General features: G+C 61.3%; 16 protein-coding genes. 6 read left to right on the top strand and 10 right to left on the bottom strand.

The annotated features are described in order from the left end of the window. Positions 1 to 83 precede the first annotated feature (83 nt). Positions 84 to 497 carry a DUF2269 family protein gene (locus tag ACKUG4_RS23520; RefSeq protein WP_039767881.1) on the bottom strand — a complete coding sequence of 138 codons (414 nt, stop codon included), beginning with the start codon at positions 495 to 497 and terminating at the stop codon, positions 84 to 86. Positions 498 to 538: 41 nt separating this feature from the next. Continuing rightward, positions 539 to 2,053 (bottom strand): threonine ammonia-lyase, biosynthetic, encoded by a 1,515-nt coding sequence (ilvA, locus tag ACKUG4_RS23515; protein WP_011336426.1) that lies wholly within the window; start codon positions 2,051 to 2,053, stop codon positions 539 to 541. 148 nt (positions 2,054 to 2,201) lie between these two features. Between ilvA and rpiA the strand changes: the two genes are divergently transcribed. Next, positions 2,202 to 2,876 carry a ribose-5-phosphate isomerase RpiA gene (gene rpiA / locus ACKUG4_RS23510; protein ID WP_007953476.1) on the top strand — a complete coding sequence of 225 codons (675 nt, stop codon included), beginning with the start codon at positions 2,202 to 2,204 and terminating at the stop codon, positions 2,874 to 2,876. Between the two features lie 84 nt (positions 2,877 to 2,960). On the opposite strand, the gene ACKUG4_RS23505 is transcribed toward rpiA, so the two are convergent. The 4 genes from ACKUG4_RS23505 to ACKUG4_RS23490 all read right to left on the bottom strand — a co-directional run bounded on the left by ACKUG4_RS23505 (position 2,961) and on the right by ACKUG4_RS23490 (position 7,243). Continuing rightward, positions 2,961 to 3,878, bottom strand: coding sequence for an SdiA-regulated domain-containing protein (locus ACKUG4_RS23505; RefSeq protein WP_445434931.1), 918 nt, complete (start codon positions 3,876 to 3,878; stop codon positions 2,961 to 2,963). 117 nt (positions 3,879 to 3,995) lie between these two features. Then, positions 3,996 to 4,919, bottom strand: coding sequence for an SdiA-regulated domain-containing protein (locus tag ACKUG4_RS23500; protein WP_445434930.1), 924 nt, complete (start codon positions 4,917 to 4,919; stop codon positions 3,996 to 3,998). A 223-nt stretch (positions 4,920 to 5,142) separates the two neighbouring features. Further along, positions 5,143 to 5,808 carry a fumarylacetoacetate hydrolase family protein gene (locus tag ACKUG4_RS23495; RefSeq protein ID WP_007953483.1) on the bottom strand — a complete coding sequence of 222 codons (666 nt, stop codon included), beginning with the start codon at positions 5,806 to 5,808 and terminating at the stop codon, positions 5,143 to 5,145. Positions 5,809 to 5,848: 40 nt separating this feature from the next. Then, the gene (locus tag ACKUG4_RS23490) at positions 5,849 to 7,243 is read right to left on the bottom strand and encodes a D-2-hydroxyglutarate dehydrogenase (protein ID WP_445434929.1); all 1,395 of its coding nucleotides are present in this window, start codon (positions 7,241 to 7,243) and stop codon (positions 5,849 to 5,851) included. 204 nt (positions 7,244 to 7,447) lie between these two features. Here ACKUG4_RS23490 and serA point away from each other — a divergent pair, with 204 nt between their 5' ends. Then, on the top strand, positions 7,448 to 8,677 hold the full coding sequence (gene serA / locus ACKUG4_RS23485) for a phosphoglycerate dehydrogenase (protein ID WP_007953487.1): 1,230 nt from the start codon (positions 7,448 to 7,450) through the stop codon (positions 8,675 to 8,677). Between the two features lie 61 nt (positions 8,678 to 8,738). On the opposite strand, the gene ACKUG4_RS23480 is transcribed toward serA, so the two are convergent. Further along, on the bottom strand, positions 8,739 to 9,164 hold the full coding sequence (locus ACKUG4_RS23480; RefSeq protein WP_064600203.1) for a DUF4399 domain-containing protein: 426 nt from the start codon (positions 9,162 to 9,164) through the stop codon (positions 8,739 to 8,741). A gap of 132 nt (positions 9,165 to 9,296) precedes the next feature. Here ACKUG4_RS23480 and ACKUG4_RS23475 point away from each other — a divergent pair, with 132 nt between their 5' ends. Beyond that, positions 9,297 to 9,875 carry a transporter substrate-binding domain-containing protein gene (locus tag ACKUG4_RS23475; protein ID WP_445434928.1) on the top strand — a complete coding sequence of 193 codons (579 nt, stop codon included), beginning with the start codon at positions 9,297 to 9,299 and terminating at the stop codon, positions 9,873 to 9,875. An 11-nt stretch (positions 9,876 to 9,886) separates the two neighbouring features. Here ACKUG4_RS23475 and ACKUG4_RS23470 read toward each other — a convergent pair whose 3' ends face one another. Then, positions 9,887 to 10,372, bottom strand: coding sequence for a 2-thiouracil desulfurase family protein (locus ACKUG4_RS23470; protein WP_445434927.1), 486 nt, complete (start codon positions 10,370 to 10,372; stop codon positions 9,887 to 9,889). A gap of 1 nt (position 10,373) precedes the next feature. Continuing rightward, positions 10,374 to 11,006, bottom strand: a complete 633-nt coding sequence (locus tag ACKUG4_RS23465; protein ID WP_007953495.1) for a 2OG-Fe(II) oxygenase — start codon at positions 11,004 to 11,006, stop codon at positions 10,374 to 10,376. Between the two features lie 108 nt (positions 11,007 to 11,114). Between ACKUG4_RS23465 and ACKUG4_RS23460 the strand changes: the two genes are divergently transcribed. After that, the gene (locus ACKUG4_RS23460) at positions 11,115 to 11,867 is read left to right on the top strand and encodes a DUF2059 domain-containing protein (RefSeq protein WP_011336435.1); all 753 of its coding nucleotides are present in this window, start codon (positions 11,115 to 11,117) and stop codon (positions 11,865 to 11,867) included. 119 nt (positions 11,868 to 11,986) lie between these two features. Here ACKUG4_RS23460 and bipL read toward each other — a convergent pair whose 3' ends face one another. Continuing rightward, positions 11,987 to 12,940, bottom strand: a complete 954-nt coding sequence (gene bipL, locus ACKUG4_RS23455; protein WP_445434926.1) for a phospholipase BipL — start codon at positions 12,938 to 12,940, stop codon at positions 11,987 to 11,989. 97 nt (positions 12,941 to 13,037) lie between these two features. Here bipL and ACKUG4_RS23450 point away from each other — a divergent pair, with 97 nt between their 5' ends. Beyond that, the gene (locus tag ACKUG4_RS23450) at positions 13,038 to 13,616 is read left to right on the top strand and encodes a DUF6436 domain-containing protein (RefSeq protein ID WP_064600217.1); all 579 of its coding nucleotides are present in this window, start codon (positions 13,038 to 13,040) and stop codon (positions 13,614 to 13,616) included. Positions 13,617 to 13,719: 103 nt separating this feature from the next. Next, positions 13,720 to 16,131, top strand: a complete 2,412-nt coding sequence (locus ACKUG4_RS23445) for a penicillin acylase family protein (RefSeq protein ID WP_445434925.1) — start codon at positions 13,720 to 13,722, stop codon at positions 16,129 to 16,131. Positions 16,132 to 16,232: the final 101 nt, after the last annotated feature.

Below are 16,232 nucleotides of genomic sequence, written 5' to 3'. Positions count from 1 at the left end.
CAGCTCCCACAAGGGATTTGTGAACGCATCAGATCAATGTGGAAGCGAGCCTGCTCGCGAACGGGTCGACACGGTGCCAAGCCTCAAACCGGCTTGGCCCCCATCAACGCCGCGATGGCCAGAAATCCGACGCCGCTGACAATCGCCAGCGCCAGATTGAATTTCCGGTTGCCGACCCCGCTTGTCCACAGCCGATTAAGCCGAACAAGCAGCCAGACCGCACTAAAGGTGGCCACGGCATAGATCACGCTGGACCCCAGAATCCAGAACTGCCCCAGTGGCCAGCCAACCAGGTGCACCAGCCACCAGCCAGTGAAAGGCATGCTGAGTACGCCGATCAGCATCAAGCACCAGACGAACAACCAGGGTCGCTGCATCGTGCTGGCCGGCCCTTCGCTGCGATTACGCCAGGAAGCAGCGGCGAGCCCGAGCCCGCTCGCCAGGATTACCACGGTCGCCGCGACGTGAAGGACTTTCAGGGTGGTCAGGGTTTCCATGTATTTCTCTTTCCTTGGGCCATACCCATCAGCGTAGCCGTTCAGCCAAGAAACAGCTGGTAGGCCGGGTTGTCGCTTTCGTCCCAGTACGGGTAACCGATTTCCTCAAGGGCTGCGGGCACCAGATGACGTTCGTCGTGGGGCACTTGCAGGCCCGCCACTACTCGTCCGTCTGCTGCGCCGTGGTTGCGGTAGTGGAACATCGAGATGTTCCAGCGACCGCCGAGCTTGTTGAGGAAGTTGAACAGCGCGCCCGGACGCTCCGGGAACTCGAAGCGCAGCACCACTTCATCGACCACGTGCGCGGCGCGACCGCCGACCATGTGGCGGATGTGCAGTTTGGCCAGTTCGTTGTCGGTCAGGTCGAGCACCGGGAACCCCTGCTCGGTCAGGCTCGCCAGCAGTGCACTGCGCGGGTCGTTGTCCGGGTGGGTCTGCACGCCAACAAAGATGTGCGCTTCGCTGCCATTGTTATAGCGGTAGTTGAATTCGGTGATCTGGCGCTTGCCGATGGCCTCGCAGAAGGCCTTGAAGCTGCCGGCCTTCTCCGGGATGGTCACGGCGATGATCGCTTCGCGGCCTTCACCCAGTTCGGCGCGCTCGGCGACGTGGCGCAAGCGGTCGAAGTTGACGTTGGCCCCGGAGTCGATGGCCACGAAGGTCTGGCCGCTGACGCCGCGCTGCTCGACATACTTCTTGATCCCGGCCACGCCCAGGGCGCCGGCCGGTTCGGTGATCGAACGGGTGTCGTCGTAGATGTCCTTGATCGCCGCGCAGATCTCGTCGGTGCTGACGGTGATCACCTCGTCGACGTAATCCTTGCAGATATCGAAGGTGTGCTGGCCGATCTGCGCCACCGCCACGCCGTCGGCGAAGATGCCTACAGTCGGCAGCACCACGCGTTCGCCTGCCGCCATCGCCGCTTGCAGGCAGTTGGAGTCGTCGGGCTCGACGCCGATGACCTTGATGTCCGGACGCAGGTATTTCACGTAGGCCGCGATGCCGGCGATCAGACCGCCGCCGCCCACCGGAACGAAAATCGCATCCAGCGGCTGCGGGTGCTGGCGCAGAATTTCCATCGCCACGGTGCCCTGCCCGGCAATGGTGTGCGGATCGTCGTACGGGTGGATGTAGACGTAGCCTTTTTCGTCGACCAGCTTCAGCGAGTAGGCCAGCGCTTCCGGGAAGGAATCGCCGTGCAGCACCACTTTGCCACCGCGCGAGCGCACGCCTTCGACCTTGATCTCCGGGGTGGTCTTGGGCATCACGATGGTCGCTTTCACGCCCAACACTTTCGCCGCCAGGGCCAGGCCCTGTGCATGGTTGCCCGCCGACGCGGTGACCACGCCGCGAGCGCGCTCTTCGTCGCTCAACTGGGTCAGCTTGTTGTAGGCACCGCGAATCTTGAACGAGAACACCGGCTGCAAGTCTTCGCGCTTGAGCCAGATGTCGTTGCCCAGCCGCTCGGAGAGCTGGCGGGCGTTCTGCAACGGGGTTTCTACGGCAACGTCATAAACGCGCGAGGTGAGGATCTTCTTGACGTACTGTTCGAGCATCGGAAAGCATCACTGAGCGGGTTGGGCAGGGCCAACGAGTCTAACCCGGCTTTCGGGCGCACGACCACACGAATCCCGAGGTTTTAGCCCGGCTTGAGGCTATAATGCCGGCCTTTCCGTTCTTACCTTGCCCGCTTCCGGAGCCCGCATGACCCAGGATCAACTCAAACAGGCCGTGGCCCAGGCTGCCGTCGACTTCATCCTTCCGAAACTCGACGACAAGAGCATCGTCGGCGTCGGCACCGGCTCCACCGCCAACTGCTTCATCGACGCTCTGGCCCAGCACAAGGGCGCGTTCGACGGCGCGGTCGCGAGCTCCGAAGCCACCGCCGCGCGCCTCAAGGGCCACGGGATTCCGGTGTATGAGCTGAACACGGTCAGCAACCTGGAGTTCTACGTCGACGGCGCCGATGAAAGCGACGAACACCTGAACCTGATCAAGGGCGGCGGCGCAGCCCTGACCCGCGAGAAGATCGTCGCGGCCGTGGCCCAGACCTTCATCTGCATCGCCGACGCCAGCAAACTGGTGCCGGTGCTGGGCGCGTTCCCGCTGCCGGTGGAAGTGATCCCCATGGCCCGCAGCCACGTGGCCCGCCAACTGGTAAAACTGGGCGGCGACCCGGTCTACCGCGAAGGCGTGCTGACCGACAACGGCAACATCATCCTCGACGTGCACAATCTGCAGATCACCAATCCGGTGGAGCTGGAAGCGCAGATCAATGCGATCGTCGGTGTGGTCACCAACGGCCTGTTCGCGGCGCGTCCGGCGGACCTGCTGTTGCTGGGTACTTCCGAAGGTGTGAAAACACTGAAGGCTGAGTAAGCCGAAACTGCCCGTATTTTGGTGGGCAGATGAAAAAACTGTGGGAGCCAGTTTGCTAGCTCCCACATTGTTAGATGGTGCTGGTTAGTTCTGCGCAGGCTTCCTGAAGACATAAAACAGATTCGGCTCGCTCACCAGATACAACGCCCCATCGTCATCCATCGCGATACCTTCCGCCTGCGGCACGGTTTTCTTCAGACCCTGCCGGCCACCGCTCAACGACATGGTGCTCAACGGGCGCCCGTCCACATCCAGTTCCAGAATCAGCCGCGACTCGTCGGACAGCGCCAGTAAATGACCGCTGCGCTCGTCGTATTGCAGGCTCGACAGATCGCGCACGAACATCCCGGCATCGCGCTTGGGATTGTTGATCACGTGTACTGCGTAGGATTTTTCCGGATTGAAGTGCGGAAAACCGTGCACTTCATAGATCAGCATCGGGTCCCGCTCCTTGGCCACGAACAGGCGCTTGCCCACCGAGTCGTACGCCAGGCCTTCAAACCCCTTGTTGCCGCTCATGTGCACACCGAGGGTCATTTGCTCGGCGTCCGCCGCATCAAGGAACGTGGTGTCATGCTCCAGATGGATCTTGATCAGGCGCTGCTGGCGCTCGTCGGTGATCACATAGGTGTCGGCGCTGATGAACTCCACCGCCTCCGGATCGCCGAAGCCGATCAAGGCGACACGGCGCAGGATCGTGCCGTCCAGCGACAGCTCGATCAGTTCGGCATTCTTGTTGGTCACGGTGAACAGGCTCTTGCGCACCGGATCGTAGGTCAGCGCGGACACGTCGTCGTTCAGCCCATCGATGACTTTCGCTTCAATCTCTGCCCGATATTGATCCAGCCCGATGGACTGGCTGCTCATCGGCTGCCAGAGCATATGCAGGTTGAACCAGGCACGCTCGAACAGGCGCATGTATTGGCCGATTGCAATCAATGCGATCAGGGCAATCATCGACAGGATGATGAACAGAGGCTTGGGGCGGGCAAGTCGACGCATTCAGGCAGGCTCGGAGTCAAAACAGGCGGATGAAATATCACGCCTGTCTGAACTGAAGCTTAATGGCCACTTGCCTCAGGCCACAACTCCACAGATCTGCAATCGCTGTAGGAGTAATTACTTCTGTTTTTCGAAGCGGTAGAACAGGTTCGGCTCGCTGACCATGTACAGCGAGCCCGCCTCGTCCATGGTCACGCCCTCGGCGCGGGGAATGGTTTTCTTCAAACCGTTGAAACCGCCGAGCAGGGTCATGAAGCTGACTTGTTCGCCCTTTTCGTCCAGCTCCAGCAACAGGTGCGAATCGGCGGACAGCACGAGGGTGTGACCGGTGCGCGGGTCGATCGCCAGGGCCGACAGGTTACGAATATCGAGTTCGTCGCTGTCGAGTTTCTGCTTGTCACCCTTGAGCGTCTGGCTGCCGTCGCTTTTCCAGGTGAACAGCGCGGGTGGACGCTCTTCGCCCAGCAGCAGTTGCTGGTTGCGGGCGTCCCAGGTGATGGCTTCGAAGGCCTTGTTCTGGTCCTTCGACGGGCCCAGGTCGTATTTAGGGAAATCGTCACGCTTCAGTTCGCGAGTCTGGGCATCGACCTTGACGATGGAGAGCAGGTGCTCGCGCTCATCGACAATCGCCATCAAGCCGTTTTCCATCACCGTCAGGCCTTCCGGATTGCTCCAGCCCACCAGGGGCATCTTGCGCAACACGTCGCCCTGCAGGGTCAGCTCGACCAGAAACGGATTCTTGCCCATCACCGAAAACAGGGTTTTGGTCTGCGGGTTATAGGACAGATCCGAAGCTTCGTCCTTTTCCATCCCCGGCAACAGCTTGGCGTCGATGACCACGCGGTAGTCCGGAAGCCAGACGCTTTCCTGTTTCTCGGCCGGGCTTTCAAAACGCTCCAGCACCCACAACAGGCCACGGTCATCCCAATGCATGGCAAACGCCAGCCCGTACGCAGCGACGGCTGCCAACACAATCCAGGAATACCAGCGCAGGGCGAAGCGCGAACGGCGGGCGGGTTTGAGCTGAGTTTGAGATGACATCAAAGGACGCGTTCCGAAAATTCAGGCTACGGGTAATAGCACAAAGAGGCCGGCTCAGACGCCAGAATGACCGGAATTATCCGGACAGAATGTGAAAAAAACGGCAAATGGCCGGAATGCCCTGCGTCTTTGCAGGCCGCATCACAAAACGAAAACGGGAGATTGCAGGCTTGAGGGCTGAGCTCAAACCTGCAATCTCCCGCTTGGGAACGCGACGTACGGATCAGCGAACGCTACTGGTGAAGCGACTCGCGCCCGGCAGTTCCAGCACGATCTCATCGCCAACGTTCAGCGGGCCGACACCCACCGGCGTACCGGTCAGGATCACGTCACCGGCCTGCAGCGAGAAGCAGCCGGCCATGTGCTGGATCATCGGCACGATCGGGTTGAGCATCGCGCTGCTGTTGCCGTCCTGGCGCACTTCGCCGTTGATGGTCAGGCGAATGCCGATGTCGGTCAGATCGGCGAAAGTGCTGCCGACCACGAACGGTGCAATCACCGCCGCGCCGTCGAACGACTTGGCGATTTCCCACGGCAGGCCCTTGGACTTGAGCTCGGCCTGCTTGTCACGCAGGGTCAGGTCCAGCGCCGGGGCGAAACCGGAGATCGCGTCCAGCACTTCTTCACGGCTCGGTTTGGTCGACAGCGGCTTGCCGATCAACACGGCGATTTCCGCCTCGTAATGCACCGAGCCACGCTCGGTCGGAATGCTGAAACCGCCTTCCAGCGGCACTACGCAACTGCCCGGCTTGATGAACAGCAACGGCTCGGTAGGCACCGGGTTGTCCAGTTCCTTGGCGTGTTCGGCGTAGTTACGGCCGATGCACACCACTTTCCCCAGCGGAAAATGAATCCGCGTACCGTCGACATACTGGTGCTGATAGCTCATTACCGACTCCTGCCTTTATTGATTCATCAGGGATTGCCAATCAAACCGCGAAAATCTTGCCCGGGTTCATGATGCCGTTCGGGTCGAACACCGCCTTGACCGCTTTCATGTATTCGATTTCCACCGGCGAGCGGCTGTAGGTCAAGTAGTCGCGCTTGGTCATGCCCACCCCGTGTTCGGCGGAAATCGAACCGTTGTACTTCTCGACGGTTTCGAACACCCACTTGTTGACGGTGGCGCACTTGGCGAAAAACTCGTCCTTGCTCAGGTTGTCCGGTTTGAGGATGTTCAGGTGCAGGTTGCCGTCGCCGATGTGACCGAACCAGACTATTTCGAAGTCCGGGTAGTGTTCGCCGACGATCGCGTCGATTTCCTGCAGGAACACTGGGACTTTCGAGACGGTGACCGAGATGTCGTTCTTGTACGGCGTCCAGTGGGAGATGGTTTCAGAGATGTACTCGCGCAGCTTCCACAGGTTCTGCAACTGGGTTTCGCTCTGGCTCATCACCCCGTCCAGCACCCAGCCCTGCTCCACGCAATGCTCGAAGGTTTCCAGGGCGGTGTTGGCCACTTCTTCGGTGGTCGCCTCGAATTCCAGCAAGGCATAGAACGGGCAGTCGGTTTCGAACGGCGCCGGGACATCGCCCCGGCCCATGACCTTGGCCAGGGCCTTGTCAGAGAAGAATTCGAACGCGGTCAGGTCGAGTCGGCCCTGGAAAGCGTGCAGCACCGGCATGATTGAATCGAAATCGGCGGTGCCGAGGACCATCGCGGTCAGGTTTTTCGGCGCGCGGTCCAGGCGCATGGTGGCCTCAACTACAAAACCGAGGGTGCCTTCGGCGCCGATGAACAGCTGCCGCAGGTCGTAACCGGTGGCGTTCTTGATCAGATCCTTGTTCAGTTCCAGCACATCGCCCTTGCCGGTCACGACTTTCATGCCCGCCACCCAGTTGCGGGTCATGCCGTAGCGAATGACCTTGATTCCGCCGGCATTGGTGCCGATATTGCCGCCAATCTGGCTGGAACCTGCCGAAGCGAAGTCCACCGGGTAGTACAAGTCATGTTCTTCGGCCGCGTTCTGCAATTGCTCGGTGACCACGCCCGGCTGACAGACGGCGGTGCGGTCGGTCAGGTTGATGTCGAGAATCTGATTCATGTAGTCGAACGACACGACCACTTCGCCATTGGCCGCCACGGCTGCGGCGGAGAGCCCCGTGCGCCCGCCCGACGGCACCAGCGCCACTTTGTGTTCGTTGGCCCAGCGGACGACGGCCTGCACCTGCTCGATGGTCTTGGGAAACACGATGGCGCTGGGCGCCGGGGCGAAGTGTTTGGTCCAGTCCTTGCCGTAAGCGTTCAAGGAGTCGGCATCGGTCAGGACTTTGCCAGGTTCGACCAGGGTCTTCAGTTCATCAATCAGGGCAGGATTGGTCATCGACGGAACTCTCGAACAATTCATGGTCATCCTGAGAACGCTTCACGTCGCAGGAATGAGTGTTTAGCGGGGTGGCTATGCTAGCATACCGACCCCGCAGGCCAGTGCCCAAGGCCGGTTCTGCGGTGACGGCTTTCTTGTCGTCCAGGTCAATGTCTGTTGACCATTTCCTGCCATTTTTCTCCGGGATACAGGTTTACGCAGATGAGCAAGACTTCTCTCGATAAGAGCAAGATCAAGTTCCTTCTTCTCGAAGGCGTCCACCAATCGGCTGTCGACGTCCTCAAGGCGGCGGGCTACACCAGCATCGAATACCTGACAGGCTCCCTGCCGGAAGCCCAGCTCAAGGAAAAGATCGCTGACGCTCACTTCATCGGCATTCGTTCGCGCACCCAGCTGACCGAAGAGATCTTCGATCACGCGAAGAAACTGGTCGCGGTCGGCTGTTTCTGCATCGGCACCAACCAGGTTGACCTGGAAGCGGCCCGCGAGCGCGGCATCGCCGTGTTCAACGCGCCGTACTCCAACACCCGCTCCGTTGCCGAGCTGGTGCTGGCCGAAGCGATCCTGCTGCTGCGCGGCATCCCTGAGAAAAACGCTTCCTGCCACCGTGGCGGCTGGATCAAGTCCGCAGCCAACTCCTTCGAGATCCGTGGCAAGAAACTGGGCATCGTCGGCTACGGCTCGATCGGTACTCAGCTGTCGGTCCTGGCTGAAGGTCTGGGCATGCAGGTGTTCTTCTACGACACCGTGACCAAGCTGCCACTGGGCAACGCGACCCAGGTCGGCAACCTGCACGAGCTGCTGGGCATGTCCGACATCGTCACCCTGCACGTTCCGGAAACCGCTGCGACCCAGTGGATGATCGGCGAGAAGGAAATCCGCGCCATCAAGAAGGGCGGCATCCTGATCAACGCTGCACGCGGCACCGTGGTCGAACTGGATCACCTGGCCGCTGCGATCAAGGACAAGCACCTGATCGGTGCCGCCATCGACGTGTTCCCGGTCGAGCCGCGCTCCAACGACGAAGAGTTCGAAAGCCCGCTGCGTGGCCTGGACAACGTGATCCTGACCCCGCACATCGGCGGTTCCACCGCTGAAGCGCAGGCCAACATCGGTCTGGAAGTGGCAGAAAAACTGGTCAAGTACAGCGACAACGGTACTTCGGTATCGTCGGTGAACTTCCCGGAAGTGGCCCTGCCGGCTCACCCTGGCAAGCACCGCCTGCTGCACATCCACGAGAACATCCCGGGTGTGATGAGCGAGATCAACAAGGTCTTCGCCGAGAACGGCATCAACATCTCCGGTCAGTTCCTGCAGACCAACGAGAAGGTCGGCTACGTGGTGATCGACGTCGACGCCGAGTACTCGGAGCTGGCGCAAGAGAAGCTGCAACACGTCAACGGCACCATCCGTAGTCGCGTGCTGTTCTGATCAAGCGTTGAGCGACAAAAAAGGGAGCCTTCGGGCTCCCTTTTTCATGCACGCGAAAACGTCATTCGACGTTGACGGTGATCTTCTTCGACACGATTGGCGGATCGAAGGCCATGTGGCCGCTGTCACCCAGCTCCAGCTGCAGGGTGTGCTTGCCCGGCGCAAGCTTGATGTCGGCCTGGGTCTGCGCCTTGCCGAAGTGCATGTGGTTGGCGTCGGTCGGTACGACGGAGCCGGCCGGAACGATTTCCTTGGCATCGATCAGCAGATGGTGATGGCCGGTGTTCTTGGTGACGTCACCGGCCGGTGCCAGCGCGATGTTCTTTACACCGAACTTGACCGTGAAGGTCTGCGGAACCGTGGCTCCGTCCTCGGGAGAAACGATGAACACTTCGGCGCCCTTCGGTGCCGGTGTGGCCGCACTGGCCAGTACCGAAACACCCATCAGCACACCGGCCAACGCTGCACGTGACATAAAGCTTTTCATTTTCTTCTCCAGTTTTTCCGTAAAATCCGCACGGTCATGACAACTTCATGACCATTCGTTGTCGAAGGCACTCGACAACCATAGCAAAGCGAGCCTGGAAAACAGGCCGATATCGATTTCAAAGGAGTGACCATGCGTTTTCTGCCTGGCCTGATCTGCCTGCTTCCCCTTCTGAGCCCTCTGGCTCACGCCGAACTGATTGATGACGTCAACGACCGTGGCGAGTTGCGCATAGCCCTTGAGGCTAATACACCGCCCTTCAATTTCAAGGACGGCGACACGCTCACGGGGTTCGAGGTCGAGCTTGGGCAACTGCTGGCCAACGAACTGGATGTGCGCGCCGACTTCATCGTCACCGACGAGGCTGATCTGCTCCAGGGCGTCGAAAGCGGCAAGTACGACGTCGCGCTCAACCACATAGCACTGACCCCGGAACTCAAGGATCGTTTCGACGTGAGCGAACCTTACACGCAGGTGAATGCGCAGTTGTTGGCGAAAAAGGACGAGCAGCCCCGGCCGATGGTGCTGGTGCAGACGTTGACTGAGGAAAAGCCGAAGGTTGGGCCGCCGGTAGATCTGGCGATTCCGTTTCAGAAGGGTAACCCGGCGTTTCACGCGAGTCTGGAGAATGCCTTGCAGCGGATCAGGGCGGATGGGCGGCTTGAGGCTTTGAGGCAGAAGTGGTTGAGTGTGCAAGCTACGGAAAACTGAAGTGAACGTGACTAGTCGAGCAAGCTGAGGGCCTGTGCGGCTTGCGGCAGTTCGAGTTCGCTGAAGACCTGCACCCCATGGCGCTTCAGCAACGCAGCGGTCACCCCCTCGCCACTCACCTTCACCCCACTGAACGTCCCGTCATAGGTCAGCAGATTCCCGCACGAAGGACTGTTGGCCTTGAGCACCGCCACCCGAATCCCGTGCTGTTGCACCAGCGCCAGCGCCTGCCGCGCGCCATCCAGAAACTGCGCACTGACATCTTCGCCCTCGGTGGTGATCACCGAGGCAAGCCCGTCCAGCACTTCGCTGCCCTGCCCGCCCGGAATCTCCGCCGCCGCGCGTGGCGTCGGCAGACCACCGGCGACTTCCGGGCACAGCGGCACTACACGTCCTTCGGCAATCCACTGCTCGAGCAGATCGAACGGCCCGCTGGCCCCTCCGTCATAACGCACGCGATGGCCCAGCAGGCAGCGACTCACAAGAATCCTGTGCATCTCAGAACGGCTCGTTGCCACGGCGGCGGAACCAGCCTGTCAGCGACAGCCGCTCGCGGCTGGCTGGCAATACTTCGTGAGGGACTTCGCCGGAGAGAAACACCACCAGACAACCGCCCGTTGGCTGCACGTCATGAACGCGATCATTCTCCAGGTACATGCGCAATTGCCCGCCATCTTCCGGCAGCCAGCCGTCATTGAGGTAGATCACCGCCGAGACCATGCGCCGGTCATCGTCGCGAAAACGGTCGACATGCTTGCGGTAGAACGCACCCGGCGGGTACAGGGCAAAGTGGCACTCGAAGTCTTCAAGCCCCAGGAACAGGCCCCGGTTGAGCGCTTCACGCAAGCTGTCCATCAGGTTCAGGTAACGGTCACTGGCCTCGGCCTGACCGGGGTCGATCCATTGGATATGGTCGCCACGAATCCCCTCGCGGATCTCCGAAAACGGGCCACGTCCGACCCCCGCCGGCGCCAGTTCACCTTCAGCGTCACGTTTGCGGCACTCGGCCGCCAGTGCGCGGGTCAAATCCGCAGGCAGGAAAATGTTCTGCTGCGACCAGCCGCGCTCGGCCAGGTCGTCGACGATACGTAACAGCAGCGGGTGATCAGAGGATATTTGCATGGCGCGCATAGTATGCCTGCGGCAAGAAATCCGACAGAGCCACGCGGCGGCTTGATACGAATTCTCGACAAGTACTGGCACCGCACGGAGAATAGTCGGCTGCCGACAGGAGTCCTTATGCGCCGTTTGCTTTTTTCACTGTTGATGTTCTGCGTTTTGCCCGCCTGGGCGGACGGCCACGACCAGTTGTACAAGGTCGCCGGCTGGCCAGAACAACGCGCGCATTTCAACGACGCCCTGAGTGCCGCGCAGCAGCGTTACCAGAACAGCCTGCCGCCGGCGGTGTTTCAGGCGCTGGTGAACAACAGCAACCAGCGCTTCGCCCCCCAGGCCGTGGATCAACGCGCCGAAGCGCAGCTGCGCAAGAACCTCGCCGATCCGCAACCGGCCCTGTCGTTCTTTCAGTCACCGCTGGGCAAGAAGATCGTCGCCGCCGAACTGCTGGCGACCCGTCGCGATCAATTGGCAAAAAACGCCAAGGGCCTGCCGAAGATGCCGGCCAGCGACAGCCGCCTGCTGATCATCGGCCACCTCGCCCAGGCCCTGCCCGCCCGTGAAGCCGGTGCCGAAGTCAGCCTGGCGATTGCCGGCGTGGCGGCGGACAGCCTGAGCTCGATGATCCCCGGCCTGCTCGGCGGCGGTCAGGCCCAGGGTATGTTGAACGGTCAACGCCAGCGTCTGATGGATCAGATCGGTGCCGACCTGAACAACACGCTGCTGTACGTCTATCGCGACCTGTCGGATGAAGAGCTGGAAGAGTTCGCGACCTTTGCCGAATCCACCGAAGGCAAGGCCTACTATCAGGCCGCACTGGCCGCGATCCGCGCCGGGCTGGCCGTCGGCCAGAGCACCTCGAATCTCAGCCAGTAATCTTTACGACCTGACAGACCGCCTTCGCGAGCAAGCCCGCTCCCACATTCGACCGAGTTGATGCTGGATGAGCACGGTTAAATGTGGGAGCGGGCTTGCTCGCGAAGGGGCCCTCAGGATCACGAGTGATTCCGCCCATTGATCCGCTTGCTCAAGAACTCGAAATACTCCTCGCGCATTTCCGCCGTCTCATTGGCCAGGTGATGCCGTGCCTCGGCCAGCAACAGAATCTGCGGCCGGTCGAACTTCCACTTCAACACCTGCAGGTTGTGCTGCCAGTCCACGGTCATGTCCGCCTGGCCCTGAACGATCAGTGGCCGGCGCGGACTTTTCTTCGCGTATTCCACCCGATTGATCCAGCGTGACAACGCCCCGACCCAGGCGGTCGGCAAGCGTTTTGGCTGCAACGGATCGGCCTGCAGGAACGGCAGGAAATCCGGGTCATTGGAGTTCTCGCTGAAACGCCGGGCGATACCCCTGACAAAAGGCCTGAGCAGGTAATAACTGAACTGCGACCAGCCCCAGGCACGCGGACGCACCAGCGGCGCCAACAAAATCAGCTGCCCCTGCGCCGGGCTGTTTTCACCATGATTGAGCACGTGATCGACAATGATCGCCCCGCCGGTGCTTTGCCCGCACAGGTGCCAAGGCTGCGGCAGGGCCATCGAGCGCGCCTCGGCGAACAGGCCTTGCAGCGCATCCTGATATTCCGAGAAGTCACGGATGCTCGCCCGCTCGCCGCTGGACAGACCATGCCCCGGCAGATCGCAGGCAATCACGGCGAAGCCCTGATCCAGTGCCCACTCGATCACATGCCGGTAAAGACCAGTGTGATCATAAAAACCGTGCACCAGAAACAGCGTGGCCCTGGCCGTTTCCGCCGGCCACCAGCAATGGCTGACCAGTTGATAGCCATCGATGTCGAACCGGCCCATGCCACGCCAGACATCACGTTCCGGAAAGTCGGTCTTGTAGAACCGCTGATACGCCTTCGCCTCCTCGGACAACGGCTGCCACTCGGCCAGAGGCTTGAGGCTCGCACGCAGATGATCGGGATCGAAAGCAACAGACATGGGCAATTCCAGAACGGTAAACGGACTTTATCGGCCTGCGATATTCATCTGTCGCGGCAAGCATGGCAAGCTAGCCGGCCTTCGAGGAATCAAAACCATGCGTTCGCCCTACCGCACCGCACTGTTTGCCAGCCTGCTCGCCATCGTGTGTGCCGGCGTGCTGTGGGCCGCATACGACTGGTTTCAGGGCCGCTACCTGCGGGCGTTCAGCGAACACACTGCGGTATTTTCCGGTGACCCGCTGCGCTTGCCCGACGACCTCGCCGGCCCCGGCAATATCCGTCTAGTGCACTTCTGGGATCCCGCCTGCCCATGCAACGTCGGCAACCAACAGCACCTGACCGAGATGGTCGAACAGTTCGGCCCCAGGGGCGTGGAATTCTTCGCGGTGCAGAAGGCCGGCAGCCACGGCCAGTTGCCCGCCACCCTGAGCAATCTTAAAACCATCGCGGTGCTGCCCGGCTCCGAACAGATTCCCGCCAGCCCGGCCGTGGCGATCTGGGACCGCAGCGGCAGACTGGCGTACTTCGGCCCGTACAGCGAAGGCCTGACCTGCAACTCCAGCAACAGTTTTATCGAACCGATCCTGCAAGCGTTGAGTGATGATCGCCCGGTCAATGCGACTCATACGCTGGCGGTCGGTTGCTACTGCCCGTGGCCGGCTGAGGCGAAGTAAGGCATTCCGGACATTTCAAGGACGGCGATGCGCAGCACACGAGGCGTGTGCTAATTGTTTGCAGCCCGCACGGGCGGCAATCCCGAATGCACAAGGAGTCACCATGAAACGCGTCTTCACCGTTCTTGCCTTGCTCATCGTTGTCCTGCTCGCCGCCGGCGGGTGGTATGTCTACAGCAAGCAACCGACGCGTCAGGGCCAGGTGGAGTTGCGCAACCTGCAAGGCTCGGTGACCGTGCGTTACGACGAGCGCGGTGTGCCGCACATCCGTGCCGAAAACGAAACCGACCTCTACCGCGCCCTCGGTTATGTGCACGCCCAGGATCGCCTGTTTCAGATGGAAGCCATGCGCCGTCTCGCCCGAGGCGAGCTGGCCGAAGTGCTCGGGCCGAAACTGCTCGACACCGACAAGTTGTTCCGCAGCCTGCGCATCCGCGAGCGCGCCGCCAGTTACGTGGCCGGCCTCGACAAGCAGTCCCCGGCGTGGAAGGCCCTGCAAGCCTATCTGGACGGCATCAATCAATATCAGGACTCGCATGCCGCGCCGATCGAGTTCGACGTGCTGGGCATCCCCAAGCGGCCGTTCACCGCCGAGGACAGCATCAGCGTCGCCGGCTACATGGCCTACAGCTTCGCCGCTGCGTTTCGCACCGAACCGCTGCTGACCTACGTGCGCGATCAACTGGGCGCCGATTACCTAAACGTCTTCGACCTCGACTGGCAGCCCAAGGGCTTGCTCGCCAAGGGCCACGCCAGCAGCTCACCGGCCCTCGCCGCCGAAGACTGGAAAGACCTGAACACCCTCGCCCGCGTCAGCCAACAGGCGCTGATCGACAACGGCCTGCCGCAGTTCGAAGGCAGCAACGCCTGGGTGATCGCCGGCAGCCACAGCAAGAGCGCCAAGCCGTTGCTGGCGGGCGATCCGCACATTCGCTTCTCGGTGCCGTCGGTGTGGTACGAGGCGCAGTTGTCGGCGCCGGGTTTTGAACTCTACGGTCATCATCAGGCGCTGGTGCCATTTGCGTTCCTGGGGCACAACCTGGATTTCGGCTGGAGCCTGACCATGTTCCAGAACGATGACCTCGATCTGATCGCCGAGAAGGTCAATCCGGACAACCCGGATCAGGTCTGGTATCGCGGCCAGTGGACCGACATGGTCAAGACCGAGCAGCAGATCGCGGTGAAAGGCCAGGCCCCGGTGCCCATCACGTTGCGCCAGTCGCCCCACGGGCCGATCGTCAACGACGCCCTCGGCAGCGCCGCCGGAAAAACCCCGATTGCGATGTGGTGGGCGTTTCTCGAAACACCTAACCCGATCCTCGAAGGCTTCTATCAGCTCAACCGCGCCGACACTCTGACCAAGGCCCGCGCCGCAGCGGCCAAGGTGCAGGCACCGGGACTGAACATCGTCTACGCCAACGCCAAGGGCGATATCGCCTGGTGGGCCTCGGCGCTGCTGCCCAAGCGTCCGGCCGGGGTGAAGCCTGGCTTCATTCTCGACGGCAGCAGCAATCAGGCGGACAAGGACGGTAACTTCCCGTTCAGCGCCAACCCACAGGAAGAGAACCCGGCGCGAGGCTATATCGTCTCGGCCAACTTCCAGCCGGTGTCACCGACCGGCATGGAGATTCCCGGTTACTACAACCTCGCCGACCGAGGCCAGCAGCTCAACCGCCAGCTCGCCGACAAGAACGTGAAGTGGGACAACGAGGCCAACCAGAAGCTGCAACTGGGCACTACCACCGGTTACGGCCCGCGTCTGCTGGCGCCGTTGCTGCCGGTGCTGCGTGAAGTGACGGGCAATCCCGCCGAGCAGAAGCTGATCGAACAATTGGCCCAATGGCAAGGCGACTATCCACTGGATTCGGTCAGTGCGACGGTGTTCAACCAGTTCCTGTTCAACCTCGCGGACGCGGCAATGCGCGATGAGCTGGGCAATGATTTCTTCGAAACCCTGCTGTCGACCCGAGTGATCGATGCCGCCCTGCCCCGGCTGGCGGCGAATGCCGATTCGCCGTGGTGGGACAACCGCGGCACGCCGAACAAGGAGAGCCGCGTCGACACCGTACGCGCCGCGTGGCAGGCCAGCATGGCGCACCTGAAGTCGACCCTCGGCGACGACGCTTCCGGCTGGCAATGGGGCAAGGCGCATACGCTGACCCATGGTCATCCACTGGGCCAGCAGAAGCCGCTGGATCGCATTTTCAACGTCGGCCCGTTCGCCGCACCGGGCTCCCATGAAGTGCCGAACAACCTCTCGGCGAAGATCGGACCGGCGCCGTGGCCGGTGACCTACGGCCCGTCGACCCGTCGGCTGGTAGACTTCGCCGACCCGGCTCACAGCCTGACGATCAACCCGGTCGGCCAGAGCGGCGTGCCGTTCGACAGCCACTATGACGATCAGGCGGAGGCCTATGTGGACGGGCTGTATGTGCAGGCGCATTTCAGTGATGAAGAGGTGACGGCGAATACGCGCAGTACTCTGAAGTTGCTGCCTAAGCGGGATGCGCCTTAAAAGCCGCCCTCACCCTAACCCTCCCGAAACGTCGGACCGCCCGGAGGGAGAGGGAACCGATTGGGGGATATTGGAGAGATACGCCGACCTGAACGAATTCG

The sequence above is a fragment of the Candidatus Pseudomonas auctus genome, from assembly GCF_048654275.1.
Classification (GTDB): domain Bacteria; phylum Pseudomonadota; class Gammaproteobacteria; order Pseudomonadales; family Pseudomonadaceae; genus Aquipseudomonas; species Aquipseudomonas pharyngis.
The sequence above is the reverse complement of the archived record's forward strand: the minus strand, read 5'-3'. Positions and strand labels throughout refer to the sequence as shown.

Excerpts from the sequence above, each read along its gene's own strand:
- ACKUG4_RS23520 (WP_039767881.1), bottom strand. The coding sequence starts at position 497 with ATGGAAACCCTGACCACCCTGAAAGTCCTTCACGTCGCGGCGACCGTG.
- ilvA (WP_011336426.1), bottom strand. The coding sequence starts at position 2,053 with ATGCTCGAACAGTACGTCAAGAAGATCCTCACCTCGCGCGTTTATGAC.
- rpiA (WP_007953476.1), top strand. The coding sequence starts at position 2,202 with ATGACCCAGGATCAACTCAAACAGGCCGTGGCCCAGGCTGCCGTCGAC.
- ACKUG4_RS23505 (WP_445434931.1), bottom strand. The coding sequence starts at position 3,878 with ATGCGTCGACTTGCCCGCCCCAAGCCTCTGTTCATCATCCTGTCGATG.
- ACKUG4_RS23500 (WP_445434930.1), bottom strand. The coding sequence starts at position 4,919 with ATGTCATCTCAAACTCAGCTCAAACCCGCCCGCCGTTCGCGCTTCGCC.
- ACKUG4_RS23495 (WP_007953483.1), bottom strand. The coding sequence starts at position 5,808 with ATGAGCTATCAGCACCAGTATGTCGACGGTACGCGGATTCATTTTCCG.
- ACKUG4_RS23490 (WP_445434929.1), bottom strand. The coding sequence starts at position 7,243 with ATGACCAATCCTGCCCTGATTGATGAACTGAAGACCCTGGTCGAACCT.
- serA (WP_007953487.1), top strand. The coding sequence starts at position 7,448 with ATGAGCAAGACTTCTCTCGATAAGAGCAAGATCAAGTTCCTTCTTCTC.
- ACKUG4_RS23480 (WP_064600203.1), bottom strand. The coding sequence starts at position 9,164 with ATGAAAAGCTTTATGTCACGTGCAGCGTTGGCCGGTGTGCTGATGGGT.
- ACKUG4_RS23475 (WP_445434928.1), top strand. The coding sequence starts at position 9,297 with ATGCGTTTTCTGCCTGGCCTGATCTGCCTGCTTCCCCTTCTGAGCCCT.
- ACKUG4_RS23470 (WP_445434927.1), bottom strand. The coding sequence starts at position 10,372 with ATGCACAGGATTCTTGTGAGTCGCTGCCTGCTGGGCCATCGCGTGCGT.
- ACKUG4_RS23465 (WP_007953495.1), bottom strand. The coding sequence starts at position 11,006 with ATGCGCGCCATGCAAATATCCTCTGATCACCCGCTGCTGTTACGTATC.
- ACKUG4_RS23460 (WP_011336435.1), top strand. The coding sequence starts at position 11,115 with ATGCGCCGTTTGCTTTTTTCACTGTTGATGTTCTGCGTTTTGCCCGCC.
- bipL (WP_445434926.1), bottom strand. The coding sequence starts at position 12,940 with ATGTCTGTTGCTTTCGATCCCGATCATCTGCGTGCGAGCCTCAAGCCT.
- ACKUG4_RS23450 (WP_064600217.1), top strand. The coding sequence starts at position 13,038 with ATGCGTTCGCCCTACCGCACCGCACTGTTTGCCAGCCTGCTCGCCATC.
- ACKUG4_RS23445 (WP_445434925.1), top strand. The coding sequence starts at position 13,720 with ATGAAACGCGTCTTCACCGTTCTTGCCTTGCTCATCGTTGTCCTGCTC.